The organism is Kitasatospora sp. NPDC024654 (assembly GCF_055559155.1).
Genome location: NZ_JBVHLF010000027.1, coordinates 83676 through 95853 on the forward strand (window position 1 = coordinate 83676; position 12178 = coordinate 95853).

Annotated in this window: 9 protein-coding genes and 5 tRNA genes; 4 read left to right on the plus strand and 10 right to left on the minus strand. The window is 72.3% G+C overall.

What is annotated here, in order from left to right; all coding sequences use genetic code 11:
* Positions 1-87 precede the first annotated feature (87 nt).
* A complete protein-coding gene (leuD, locus tag ACZ38L_RS18335) occupies positions 88-684 on the minus strand; it encodes a 3-isopropylmalate dehydratase small subunit (protein ID WP_465694170.1) in 597 nt (198 codons plus the stop codon).
* 5 nt (positions 685-689) lie between these two features.
* Positions 690-2111 carry a 3-isopropylmalate dehydratase large subunit gene (gene leuC, locus ACZ38L_RS18340; RefSeq protein ID WP_465694171.1) on the minus strand — a complete coding sequence of 474 codons (1422 nt, stop codon included), beginning with the start codon at positions 2109-2111 and terminating at the stop codon, positions 690-692.
* Positions 2112-2344: 233 nt separating this feature from the next.
* On the opposite strand from leuC, the gene ACZ38L_RS18345 reads away from it, so the two are divergent.
* A complete protein-coding gene (locus tag ACZ38L_RS18345; RefSeq protein WP_035845980.1) occupies positions 2345-3058 on the plus strand; it encodes an IclR family transcriptional regulator in 714 nt (237 codons plus the stop codon).
* Positions 3059-3210: 152 nt separating this feature from the next.
* On the opposite strand, the gene ACZ38L_RS18350 is transcribed toward ACZ38L_RS18345, so the two are convergent.
* The 8 genes from ACZ38L_RS18350 to ACZ38L_RS18385 all read right to left on the minus strand — a co-directional run bounded on the left by ACZ38L_RS18350 (position 3211) and on the right by ACZ38L_RS18385 (position 6646).
* Positions 3211-3285 (minus strand) — tRNA-Gln (locus ACZ38L_RS18350).
* 46 nt (positions 3286-3331) lie between these two features.
* Positions 3332-3407, minus strand: a tRNA-Glu gene (locus ACZ38L_RS18355).
* A gap of 82 nt (positions 3408-3489) precedes the next feature.
* A tRNA-Glu gene (locus ACZ38L_RS18360) sits at positions 3490-3565 on the minus strand.
* Positions 3566-3606: 41 nt separating this feature from the next.
* Positions 3607-3679 (minus strand) — tRNA-Glu (locus tag ACZ38L_RS18365).
* Between the two features lie 29 nt (positions 3680-3708).
* Positions 3709-3780: transfer RNA gene (locus ACZ38L_RS18370), tRNA-Gln, on the minus strand.
* Positions 3781-3997: 217 nt separating this feature from the next.
* Positions 3998-5512 (minus strand): glutamate--tRNA ligase, encoded by a 1515-nt coding sequence (gene gltX / locus ACZ38L_RS18375; RefSeq protein WP_465694172.1) that lies wholly within the window; start codon positions 5510-5512, stop codon positions 3998-4000.
* Complete coding sequence (locus ACZ38L_RS18380) at positions 5505-6305, minus strand: fumarylacetoacetate hydrolase family protein (RefSeq protein WP_465694173.1); 801 nt, start codon at positions 6303-6305, stop codon at positions 5505-5507. The genes gltX and ACZ38L_RS18380 overlap by 8 nt, the downstream gene beginning before the upstream one ends.
* A gap of 119 nt (positions 6306-6424) precedes the next feature.
* On the minus strand, positions 6425-6646 hold the full coding sequence (locus ACZ38L_RS18385) for a hypothetical protein (RefSeq protein ID WP_465694174.1): 222 nt from the start codon (positions 6644-6646) through the stop codon (positions 6425-6427).
* A 607-nt stretch (positions 6647-7253) separates the two neighbouring features.
* Here ACZ38L_RS18385 and ACZ38L_RS18390 point away from each other — a divergent pair.
* The 3 genes from ACZ38L_RS18390 (at position 7254) to ACZ38L_RS18400 (ending at position 12131) form a co-directional block, all read left to right on the plus strand.
* Positions 7254-11183 (plus strand): nitrate- and nitrite sensing domain-containing protein, encoded by a 3930-nt coding sequence (locus ACZ38L_RS18390; protein WP_465694175.1) that lies wholly within the window; start codon positions 7254-7256, stop codon positions 11181-11183.
* Positions 11184-11193: 10 nt separating this feature from the next.
* Positions 11194-11607, plus strand: a complete 414-nt coding sequence (locus ACZ38L_RS18395) for a roadblock/LC7 domain-containing protein (RefSeq protein WP_280672394.1) — start codon at positions 11194-11196, stop codon at positions 11605-11607.
* 98 nt (positions 11608-11705) lie between these two features.
* On the plus strand, positions 11706-12131 hold the full coding sequence (locus ACZ38L_RS18400; RefSeq protein ID WP_465694176.1) for a DUF742 domain-containing protein: 426 nt from the start codon (positions 11706-11708) through the stop codon (positions 12129-12131).
* The last annotated feature ends 47 nt before the right edge of the window (positions 12132-12178 follow it).

Below are 12178 nucleotides of genomic sequence, written 5' to 3' on the forward strand. Positions count from 1 at the left end.
GAGGTCCGAACTCGCCCCCGAACAGCGGATGGCCCGCCCCCCCGAGGGGAGGGCGGGCCATCCGGCGCGACGTCAGAAAGGCCTCGCTCAGGGCACCGGCAGGGTGCGCGGCTTGAAGGCCGGTCGGGTGCGTTCGAAGGCGGTGATGTCATCAGCGTTCCGCAGCGTGATGCTGATGTCGTCCAGGCCGTTGAGCAGCCGCCAACGGGCGTTCTCGTCCAGCTCGAACGAGGCTTCCACGCCCTCGGCGCGGACCGTGCGGCTCTCCAGGTCGACGGTGATCTCGGCGGTCGGGTCGGCCTCGGTCAGCGCCCACAGCCGCTCCACCGTCTGCTGCGGCAGAACCACCGTGAGCAGGCCGTTCTTCAGCGAGTTGCCACGGAAGATGTCGGCGAACCGGGAGGAGACGACCACCTGGAAGCCGTAGTTCTGCAGCGCCCAGACGGCGTGCTCGCGGGACGAGCCGGTGCCGAACTCGGGACCGGCCACCAGGACCGTCGCACCGTGGCGTTCGGGCTGGTTGAGCACGAACGCCGGGTCCTTGCGCCAGGCCTCGAACAGGCCGCCCTCGAAACCCGTGCGGGTGACCTTCTTCAGCCAGTGCGCCGGGATGATCTGGTCGGTGTCGACGTTGCTGCGGCGCAGCGGAACGGCCCGACCGGTGTGCGAGGTGAACTTCTCCATCTGCCTCAGACCTCCACGGCGACGTTGGACGACAGGTCGGCCGGCGCGGCGAGCCGGCCGAGGACGGCGGTGGCGGCGGCGACCTGGGGGGAGACCAGGTGGGTGCGACCGCCCTTGCCCTGCCGGCCTTCGAAGTTGCGGTTCGAGGTGGAGGCGCAGCGCTCGCCCGGGGCCAGTTGGTCCGGGTTCATCCCCAGGCACATCGAGCAGCCCGCGTGCCGCCATTCGGCGCCGGCCGCGGTGAAGACCTTGTCCAGGCCCTCCTCGACGGCCTGCAGCGCGACCCGGACCGAGCCCGGGACCACCAGCATCCGGACGCCCTCGGCGACCGTGCGGCCCTCCAGCACGGCGGCCGCGGCCCGCAGGTCCTCGATCCGGCCGTTGGTGCAGGAGCCGACGAAGACCGCGTCGACCGGGACCTCGCGCAGCGGGGTGCCGGCCGTCAGGCCCATGTAGGCCAGCGCGTTCTCGGCGGCGGTGCGCTCCTGCGGGTCCTCGAACGAGGCCGGGTCCGGGACCACCGAGCCCAGCGGGGCGCCCTGACCGGGATTGGTGCCCCAGGTGACGAACGGGGTCAGCTCGTCGGCGTCGATCAGGACCTCGGCGTCGAAGACGGCGTCCTCGTCGGTGGCCAGGGTCCGCCAGTACTCGACGGCGGCGTCCCAGTCGGCGCCCCGCGGGGCGTGCGGGCGGCCCTCGAGGTAGTCGAAGGTGGTCTGGTCCGGGGCGATCATGCCGGCCCGGGCGCCCGCCTCGATGGACATGTTGCAGATCGTCATCCGGGCCTCCATGGAGAGGCCCCGGATGGCCGAGCCGCGGTACTCCAGGACGTAGCCCTGGCCGCCGCCGGTGCCGATCCGGGCGATCACCGCCAGGATCAGGTCCTTGGCGGTGACCCCGGCCGGCAGCTCGCCCTCGACCGTGATCGCCATGGTGCGGAACGGCGCCAGCGGCAGGGTCTGGGTGGCCAGCACGTGCTCCACCTGGCTGGTGCCGATCCCGAACGCCAGCGCGCCGAAGGCGCCGTGGGTCGAGGTGTGGGAGTCGCCGCAGACCACGGTCATGCCCGGCTGGGTCAGTCCCAGCTGCGGTCCCACCACGTGGACGACGCCCTGCTCGACGTCGCCCAGCGAGTGGATCCGCACCCCGAACTCGGCCGCGTTGCGGCGCAGGGTCTCCAGCTGCACCTTGGAGACGGGGTCGGCGATGGGCTTGTCGATGTCGAGGGTGGGCGTGTTGTGGTCCTCGGTGGCGATCGTCAGATCGGTCCGGCGGACCTTCCGGCCGGCCAGCCGGAGGCCGTCGAAGGCCTGCGGGCTGGTCACCTCGTGCAGCAGGTGCAGATCGATGTAGAGCAGGTCGGGCTCGCCCTCGGCGCGCCGGACGACGTGGTCGTCCCAGACCTTCTCTGCCAGTGTCCGTCCCATCGCGTTCCCTCCAGCCGGCCGCTCTGCCGGCCTTCTCGTGTGAATGAGGTCACTTCCCGTGCCGTCCTGGTGAGGCTCGCGTCTGGGCGGACCTGCACGCCGGATCGTGGCCGCGGGCAGGCCGCGGTCGGCGGCCTGCGCCGGGGGTGTCTCCCGGGCTGCTCCATCCAGAGTGGCGCTTTTCTCGCGAGATTGAACTTGCGTCTCGCGGAATGAGACTGCAGTCTTAGGGCATGGACAACACTAGCGGCGTCGGCGTTCTCGACAAGGCCGCTCTGGTGCTCAGCGCACTGGAGTCGGGCCCCGCCACGTTGGCGGGGCTGGTCGCCGCCACCGGCTTGGCGCGGCCCACGGCCCACCGACTCGCCGTCGCACTCGAACACCACCGCCTGGTCACCAGGGACATGCAGGGCCGGTTCATCCTCGGCCCCCGACTTGCCGAACTCTCCGCCGCGGCGGGCGAGGACCGGCTGCTCGCCACCGCGGGCCCGGTCCTGACCCATCTGCGCGACGTCACGGGCGAGAGCGCACAGCTCTACCGCCGACAGGGCGAGATGCGGATCTGCGTCGCCGCCGCCGAGCGGCTCTCCGGCCTGCGGGACACCGTCCCGGTCGGCAGCACCCTGCCGATGAAGGCCGGCTCGGCCGCCCAGGTCCTGCTCGCCTGGGAGGAGCCCGAACGGCTCCACCGCGGCCTGCAGGGCGCCCGCTTCACCGCCACCGCGCTGAGCGGCGTCCGGCGCCGCGGCTGGGCCCAGTCGATCGGCGAGCGCGAGCCCGGCGTGGCCTCCGTCTCCGCGCCGGTCCGCGGGCCCTCCAACCGGGTGGTGGCCGCGGTCTCGGTCTCCGGCCCGATCGAGCGGCTCACCCGCCACCCCGGCCGGCTGCACGCGCAGGCCATCATCGAGGCCGCCAACCGGCTCACCGATGCGCTGCGACGCGGCTGACGACAGCTGACGAGACGAGTGGGCGGGCCCCGGACCGGGGCCCGCCCACAGCCGTCCCGGCCCGTCGCGGAAAGCGCCGGGAATCACCCGGGAAAAGGCCGGCGAACCCGGCCCGGAAACGCAAAAAGCCCCCTCGCCGGGGGCCTTCCTACTGGCTGGGATACCAGGACTCGAACCTAGACTAACTGAACCAGAATCAGTCGTGCTGCCAATTACACCATATCCCAACAAAACAGCCCAGCCGATGGGGAGTGCCCACCGGCCTGACTGCTCTGGTACCCCCGACCGGATTCGAACCGGCGCTACTGCCGTGAGAGGGCAGCGTGCTAGGCCGCTACACAACGGGGGCAAACTTGGTGATCCAGCCTCGCCGCCTCCGGGCCCTGCCCGGACTACGGGGCGGGCAGCCGGATGGTGGCTGATGAAGGATCTGGTACCCCCGACCGGATTCGAACCGGCGCTACTGCCGTGAGAGGGCAGCGTGCTAGGCCGCTACACAACGGGGGCTCCTGCTCCACACGCGTCGCTTTCGCCACTCGTGCATCGCGTACCCCCGACCGGATTCGAACCGGCGCTACTGCCGTGAGAGGGCAGCGTGCTAGGCCGCTACACAACGGGGGCTTGTACTGCTTTTTACCACAGGTACTGCGCTGGGGTACCAGGACTCGAACCTAGACTAAGTGAACCAGAATCACTCGTGCTGCCAATTACACCATACCCCACCAGAACGCAACCCCTGAACCAGGGATTCTTGCTCGGTGCTTGCGCCGTTGGTCGATCTTGGCGAGGTTTCTGGTCCCTCTGCCGTTCCCTCCCGGGCGGCGCAGAAAGAACATTACCCGACGCCCGGCCCCGCTCCAAAATCGATAACCGCAGGCAGGCCGTGGCCCTGGTCACGACGGACGCCGTGACCAGGACGGACCGGGCCGAGAACGGGCCTCAGGCGGCCGGCAGCGTCTCCAGCGCCAGGGTGAGCCGGCGCAGCGTCTCGGCGCGGCCGAGCAGCTCCATCGACTCGAAGAGCGGCGGGGAGATCCGCCGGCCGGTGACCGCCACCCGCAGCGGGGTGAAGGCGAACTTGGGCTTCAGCCCCAGGCCCTCGACCAGCGCCTCGCGCAGCGCCGCCTGGATCGGCTCCGGGGTGAACTCCCCGACCGCCTCCAGCGCCTTGATCCCGGACTCCAGCACCGGACGGGCGTCCGCCGTGAGCACCTTGGCCGCGTCGTCGGCGTTGACCGAGAAGTCGGCCGGGTCGACGAAGAGGAAGCCGGCCATGTCGACGATCTCGCCGAGCACCACCATCCGCTCCTGGGTCAGCGGCGCCGCCTTGGCCAGCAGCTCCAGCTGCGCCTCGGTGGGCTCGGCCGGGAGCAGGCCGGGGGCCTGCAGGTACGGGACGAGCCGGCGGACGAACTCCTCCGGGGCCAGCTCGCGCACGTGCCGGGCGTTGATCGCCTCGGCCTTCTTCAGGTCGAAGCGGGCCGGGTTGGAGTTCACCTTGCTGATGTCGAAGGCGGCCACCAGCTCGTCCATCGAGAAGTGGTCGTTGTCCTCGGAGAGCGACCAGCCGAGCAGCGCCAGGTAGTTGAGCAGGCCCTCGGGCAGGAAGCCGCGCTCGCGGTAGAGGTTGAGGCTGGCCTGCGGGTCACGCTTGGAGAGCTTCTTGTTCCCCTCACCCATCACGTACGGCAGGTGGCCGAAGCGCGGGGTCCGGCCGTTGCCGACGCCGATCTCGGCCAGCGCGGCGTAGAGCGCGATCTGACGCGGGGTGGAGGAGAGCAGGTCCTCCCCGCGCAGCACGTGGGTGATCCCCATCAGCGCGTCGTCCACCGGGTTGACCAGGGTGTAGAGCGGAGCGCCGTTGGCCCGCAGGATGCCGTAGTCCGGCACGTCCTTGGGGTCGAAGCCGAGCGTGCCGCGGACCAGGTCGTCGAAGACGATGGTCTGGTCGGGCATCCGGAAGCGCAGCACCGCCGGGCGGCCCTCGGCCCGGTACGCGGCCCGCTGCTCGTCGGTCAGGGTGCGGCACTTGCCGTCGTAGCCGGAGGGCTTGCCGGCCGCGCGGGCGGCCTCGCGGCGGGTGTCCAGCTCCTCGGTGGTGCAGAAGCACTCGTAGGCGTGGCCGGCCTCGTGCAGCCGGCGCGCCACGTCCGCGTAGATGTCCATCCGCTGGGACTGGCGGTACGGCGCGTGCGGGCCGCCGACCTCCGGACCCTCGTCCCAGTCGAAGCCGAGCCAGCGCATGGCGTCGAGCAGCTGCTGGTACGACTCCTCGGAGTCCCGGGCCGCGTCGGTGTCCTCGATCCGGAACACCAGCGTGCCGCCGTGGTGGCGGGCGAAGGCCCAGTTGAAGAGGGCGGTGCGGACCAGGCCGACGTGCGGGTTGCCGGTCGGAGAGGGGCAGAAGCGGACCCGGACCGTGGGGTCGAGCTCCGCCGGGGTGGAGTTAGCCACGCTTGATCACCTTATTGGCGAGTGTGCCGATGCCTTCGATGGAGACGGCGACCTCGTCGCCGACGTTCAGGGGGCCGACACCCGCGGGGGTGCCGGTGAGGATGACGTCACCCGGGAGCAGCGTCATGGCCTCGGAGATGTGCACGATCAGCGCGGCGACGTCGCGGACCATCTGCGAGGTCCGGCCGCTCTGCCGCAGCTCGCCGTTGACCGTGCAGGTGACGGCCAGGTCGGCCGGGTCGAGGTCGGTCTCGATCCACGGGCCGAGCGGGCAGGCGGTGTCGAAGCCCTTGGCCCGGGCCCACTGGCCCTCGCGCTGCTGGACGTCGCGCGCGGTGACGTCGTTGGCGCAGGTGTAGCCGAAGATCACCTCGGGCACCCGCTCCAGCGGTACCTCGCGGCACATCCGGCCGATCACCACGGCCAGCTCCGCCTCGTGCTGGACGTCGGCGGAGAACGGCGGGTAGGCGATCGCCTCGGTCGGGCCGATCACCGCGGTGGAGGGCTTGAAGAAGGTGAGCGGCACGTCCGGGACGGCGTTGCCCAGCTCGGCCGCGTGCTCGGCGTAGTTGCGACCGACCGCGACGATCTTGCTGGGCAGCATCGGGGTCAGCAGCCGGACGTCCGCCAGCCGGTAGGTCTCGCCGGTCGGCTGCGGCTGACCGAAGGGGTGGCCGGCCAGGGCCTGCACCACCAGCGACTCCGGTTGGGAGGTGTCACCCTCGACCACGCCGAAGGAGACGCTGCCGGCGGCAGGGCTTCCTTCCCGGACAGAAAACCTGGCAATGCGCACGGCTGGGCAACCTTTCGGTGCTGTGTCGGTTCCGCTCCAGGCTATCGCCAGGAAACGGCCGAGGGCGCCGCCACCAGCGGTGACGGCGCCCTCGGGGTGGGAGTTGGCGAGGAGGCCGCTCAGGCCTGCTGCTGCTCCGGGAGGGTCATCAGGACGGTGCGGCGCGGGTTGGCCGTCTGGGTCGGCAGCTCGACCGGGTACTCGACCGGCTCCTGGCTGGACCGGAGGCCGGGCAGCTGACCGAAGTCGGCGACCGAGGCCAGCGTCGTCCGGCGCGGGTTCGCGGTCGGACGGGAGGCGAGCGTCGACTTGGGGGCCGCCTTGGCCGGCTTGAGGGACATCGCGTTCTACACCTCGGGTTCGGGGGGCGCCCCGTTCTCGCGGTCGGGGGCGCTGACGTACGGGACCGCTACAACCAGCCAGCGTAGGGATCTCATTCCACAGGCACCGTGACCAAAGCTACACATTTGGCTGTGAGTTTGCTCACAAAATCCCGAACAAGCGCCGCAAACTGGATATTTCACCCAAGAAGTAATTTCCGACAATCGTGCAGTTTCCGGCATATCGGGAAGGCGATCGGGCGGCCAGCGACGGCGGCCGGCGCGGCAAGTGTCCGAAAAGGGAGGTATTGGCAGCTTCTGCGCCACCGTCCGTGAGGCCCCACGCGCACTCGGTAGCCCCCCGCGCCCGCCCACCCCGCCCCTTGTTGGAGTTCCCCCGCTGTGCTGGAATGCCACGAACCGCCGGAGGGGAACCCTCCTTGGCCCTGCGACCGCTGCGCACCGCGATTCCGTCGACCGCTCACCGGAACCCCCGCAGCTCCAAGGACCTACCCACGGCGGCTCGTGTGCATGCCCGGAACGGCCGGCATGCCGAATAACGAACGACTCGCCACCGTCCCGACCGCGGCAACGCGGCGGGGCGCCCGGTCCAGAGGTTGCGACGCCAGTGCAGGGACGTTTCAAGAGGGGCAGCGGCGCCGCGAGCCAGCCGGATTCCGCCGAGCCGCAGGCCGCCCCCCATCAGCCGGCGTTGGACGCCGCCGCGGACGACCGTCCGGCCGACCAGCAGTTCGCCGCCCCCGGGGTCGACCCCGGGACGGGCGACGCGGCGGGCGGCGATGACGGTACGGAGGAGGGCCAGCCCACCGGGCGCTCCCGGCTGCGCGGCGGGCTCACCCGGCGGCGCGCCACCGGCATGGGCCGGATACGCATGCGCAACTGGCGCATCCGCACCCGCCTGATCGCCCTGCTGCTGCTTCCCGTGGTGGTCGCCACCGTCCTCGGTGGCCTGCGCATCACCAGCGCCATGCAGAGCTCCCAGCAGCTGGCCCAGATGGCCAACCTGAGCGACCTGGCCGCCAAGGCCACCGCGCTGGCCGACGCCCTGGAGACCGAGCGCGACGTCAGCGCCGGCCCGCTGACCGCCAACCCGGGCCAGGACGACTCCGAGGTCGACGCGGCCCGGCAGCAGACGGACAACCTGAGCAAGGCCTACAACTCCCGGGCCGACTCCTTCGACAACATGAACCTGTCCGGCGGCAACTCCCTGCTCATGCAGGTCCGCAAGGACATGACCCTGCTGCCGGTGATCCGCAACAGCGCGTACACCCAGGTCGACAACATCGAGACCACGATCGCGTCCTACGACACGATCATCCAGGACCTGCTCGCGATCACCCAGGACATCGCGCTCACCTCCTCCAACTCCGAACTGGTCACCGCCACCCGCGCGCTCCAGCAGTTCGCGCTGGAGAAGGACGCCAGCTCCGAGCAGCGCGCGCTGATCAGCGCCGCACTGGCCCGTCCCGGCGGCGCCGACCTCAGCACCTCCGACCAGAACTTCGGCCTGCGTCTGCAGAACTCGTTCCAGAACGCGGTCACCAACTTCAACTCGATCTACGGCGCCACCGCGGCCGAGAAGCTGCGCGCCCGGCTGAACTACAACTCCGAGATCTCGCTGGCCGACCGCTACGCGCAGCAGGTGCTGCAAACCAACGGCATCCGCACCGCCCAACCGCGGACCTACCTCGACTGGTACGAGCAGGCCAGCGTCCGGGTCGACAACGAGGGCGCGATCGAGAGCCAGCTCGTCGACGAGCTCAAGGGCAAGGCCCAGTCGTTGCAGTCGCAGGCCGACAACGACGCGATCCTCAACGGTGTGCTGATCGCGCTGGTGCTGCTGATCACCGTCGTCGGCGCCGCGCTGGTGGCCCGCTCGATGGTGCGCTCGCTGACCACGCTGCAGAACGCGGCCGAGGACGTCGCCGAGCGGCGACTGCCCGAACTGGTCAAGACGCTCTCCGAGAGCGACCCGCACGACGTCGACGTCACGGTGGAGCCGGTCGGCATCGACTCGGCCGACGAGATCGGCCACGTGGCCCACGCGTTCGACCTGGTGCACAGCGAGGCGGTCCGGCTGGCCGCCGAGCAGGCCCTGCTCCGCGGCAACATCAACGCGATGTTCACCAACCTCTCGCGCCGCAGCCAGGGTCTGATCCAGCGTCAGCTCTCGCTGATCTCCGAGCTGGAGAGCCGTGAGGCCGACCCCGACCAGCTGGCCAGCCTCTTCAAGCTCGACCACCTCGCCACCCGCATGCGCCGCAACGGTGAGAACCTGCTGGTCCTCGCGGGCGAGGACCCGGGCCGCCGGTGGACCCGGCCGGTCCCGCTGGTCGACGTGCTGCGCGCCGCCGCCTCCGAGGTCGAGCAGTACGAGCGCATCGAGCTCGCCGCGATCCCCTCGGCCGAGGTGGCCGGCCGGGTCGTCAACGACCTCGTCCACCTGCTCGCCGAGCTGCTGGAGAACGCCACCTCGTTCTCCAGCCCGCAGACCCGGGTCCGGCTCACCGGCCACGCCCTGCCGGACGGCCGGGTGCTGGTCGAGATCCACGACACCGGCATCGGCCTCAGCCCCGACGACCTCGCCGAGATCAACGAGCGCCTGGCCAACCCGCCCACCGTGGACGTCTCGGTCTCCCGCCGCATGGGCCTCTTCGTGGTCGGCCGCCTCTCGCTGCGCCACGGCATCCGGATCCAGCTGCGACCCAGCGACTCCGGCGGCACCACCGCGCTGGTCATGCTCCCGGTGGACGTCACCAACTCCGCCGACCGCCGGGGCAACGCCCGTCCGGGCGCGCCGGCCGGCGGCCAGCCGGCGGCCAAGCAGCAGCGCGGGGTGGCTCCGACCGGGCGTCAGCAGCGTCCGCTGCCGGCCGGTCCCGACGCGGCCGGCGGGCGTCCGACGCCGCCCGCGCTCGGCCAGGGGCCGGGTGGCGGTCAGGGTGCGCCCGGCGGCCGTCCGCAGCTGGGCCAGGGGCCGAGCCGGCCCGCACCCGGCCAGCCCGCGCAGGGCGCGCCGACCGGTGGCCTGCCGACCCGCTCGGTCGGCCAGTCGCTGCGGGAGACCCCGCTGCCCGCTGCCGGCACGCCGCGCGGCACGGCCGGCCTGCCGCGCCGTGGTGGCACGCCCGCGCAAGGCGCTCCGGCCGACCGGCCGGCGGCCCCGCAGGGCCGGCAGCCGGGCCGGGATCGGACGCGCACCGGCGCCGAACTGCCGGCGGCCGGAGCGGACCGCGCCGAGCGGCCGCAGCCCGGCCCGACCGGCCCCGGCGGCCTGCCGCAGCGCCGCCCGGGCGCGCAGGGTCCGGAGCAGGGCCGTCCGCAGGGTCGCCCGGCCGCGGGTGCGCCGACGCCGCGCCAGCAGGACCGGGACCGCCAGGGCCCGCCCACCCTGCAGCAGCCGGCGGTGCAGCAGCCCGCGCCCCAGCAGGCCGCACCGCGCCAGCCCATGCCGCAGCCGACCGGTCAGCAGCCCGCCATCCAGCCGCCGGCCGCCGCCACCCCGACCCCGACCCCGGCACCGGCACCGGCACCGGCACCGGCCGAGAGCACCGTGCAGTTCGCCCGGCCGCGCTTCGAGGCCAGCGACATCGACCCGCGTGACCCGCTGGGCCTCGGCCTGGTCGAGCCGGTGCTGCCGAGCGTGGCCAGCCCGGCACCGCGGCCGGAGCGTCCGCCGGTCGAGGAACGCCCGCAGACCCCGCAGCAGCAGCCCTTCCCGGGCCAGCCGCAGGGCCAGCAGCTCCAGCAGGGCCAGGGCCGGCCCCAGCAGCCGATGCCGCAGCAGCCCGTGCCGCAGCAGCCGATGCACCAGCAGGCCCCGCAGCCGGCCCTGCCGCCGCGGCAGCCGGCCGGCCGGCCGGAGCAGCAGCCGATCCGCAACGGCGGCGCCAACCGGATGGCCTCGGTCCAGGTGAACCAGCCGGGCCAGCCGGCCCAGCCGCAGCAGCCGACCGGCGGGCAACAGGCCCGCCCACGGCCCTACCAGCCGCAGCGGCCCGGGACCAGCGCACCCGGCTTCCCCCAGCCGCAGCAGCCGGCAGGCGGCCAGCAGACCCAGCCGCAGCAGGCCCAGCCGCAGCGTCCGGCCCCGCAGCAGCAGCCGCAGGCGCCGCAGCAGGGTGAGGCGCCCTGGCGTCCGTCCGCCAACGACGAGCGCTGGCGCCGGGCCGAGCAGCTGCGCGAGCCCAGTTCGGACGGGGTGACCCTGTCCGGGCTGCCCCGCCGGACCCCGCAGGCGAACCTGGTCGCCGGCACCGCCGAGGCGGCGCCGCTGACCGGCCCTCAGGTCTCCCGGTCCCCCGAGGAGGTGCGCGGCCGGCTCACCAACCTGCGCCGCGGCATCCAGCAGGGCCGCCGGGCGGGCGCCGAGGCCACCCAGGGAATCCCCGTGGTCAACCAGCAGTTCGACGAGTTCGGACGACCCGCTGGTATCAGCGAAAGCCGGCAGGACTACCGTGCGCAGTCAGCGGATGGTGGCCGCGGCCCTGGCCGCCCGGGCACCGCCGGCTTCGGCACCGACAACCAGGAGCGTTGAGTTGAGTCAGATGAGCCAGGCTGCCAGCAACCTGAACTGGCTGATCACCAATTTCGTGGACAACACCCCCGGGGTGTCGCACACGGTGGTGGTCTCCGCCGACGGTCTCCTGCTCGCCATGTCCGAGGGCTTCCCCCGCGACCGCGCCGACCAACTCGCCGCCGTCGCCTCCGGCCTCACCTCCCTCACCTCCGGCGCCAGCCGGATCTTCGAGGGCGGCGACGTCAACCAGACCGTGGTCGAGATGGAACGGGGCTTCCTCTTCCTCATGGCCGTCTCCGACGGCTCCTCCCTCGCCGTCCTCGCCTCCCCCGACTCCGACATCGGCCTGGTCGGCTACGAGATGGCCCTCCTGGTCGACCGCGCCGGCGCCGTCCTCACCCCCGCGCTGCGCGCCGAACTCCAGGGCAGCCTCCTGCACTGACAGCGACACTCAGCACCAACACCGGGCCCGGTCCCCCCGGGCCCGGTTCCCACACCCCCAGCTGACGCCGACTCAGCCGCAGTGCTAGGAGGATCCAGATGACCCCGCCCCCGACACCGGCCGGCTCGTACGGCAACGGGTACGGCTCCGGCTACGGCGACCAGAACAACGGTGGCTACGAGCAGCAGCCGCTGGTCCGGCCGTACGCCATGACCGGTGGTCGCACCCGTCCGCGGTACCAGCTCGCCATCGAGGCGCTGATCTCGACCACCGCGACGACCAACCGACCCACCGGGCTGCTCCCCGAGCACCAGCGGATCGTCCAGCTCTGCCGCGAGGTCAAGTCCGTCGCCGAGATCTCGGCTCTGGCCGGTGTCCCGCTCGGGGTGGCGCGGATCCTCGTGGCGGACCTGGCCGAGGCCGGCCTGGTCGCCATCCACCAGCCCGCCGCCGGTGGCGAGTCGGGCGGAACGCCGGACGTCACGCTGCTCGAAAGGGTCCTCAGTGGACTTCGCAAGCTCTAGCCCCGCGGCCACCCGCGCCACCACCTCGGCGAAGATCGTCGTCGCAG

What these genes read in the sequence shown, in the direction of transcription:
- leuD (WP_465694170.1), bottom strand. Translation starts at nt 684, where the DNA reads ATGGAGAAGTTCACCTCGCACACCGGTCGGGCCGTTCCGCTGCGCCGC.
- leuC (WP_465694171.1), bottom strand. Translation starts at nt 2,111, where the DNA reads ATGGGACGGACACTGGCAGAGAAGGTCTGGGACGACCACGTCGTCCGG.
- ACZ38L_RS18345 (WP_035845980.1), top strand. Translation starts at nt 2,345, where the DNA reads ATGGACAACACTAGCGGCGTCGGCGTTCTCGACAAGGCCGCTCTGGTG.
- ACZ38L_RS18385 (WP_465694174.1), bottom strand. Translation starts at nt 6,646, where the DNA reads ATGTCCCTCAAGCCGGCCAAGGCGGCCCCCAAGTCGACGCTCGCCTCC.
- ACZ38L_RS18395 (WP_280672394.1), top strand. Translation starts at nt 11,194, where the DNA reads ATGAGCCAGGCTGCCAGCAACCTGAACTGGCTGATCACCAATTTCGTG.
- ACZ38L_RS18400 (WP_465694176.1), top strand. Translation starts at nt 11,706, where the DNA reads ATGACCCCGCCCCCGACACCGGCCGGCTCGTACGGCAACGGGTACGGC.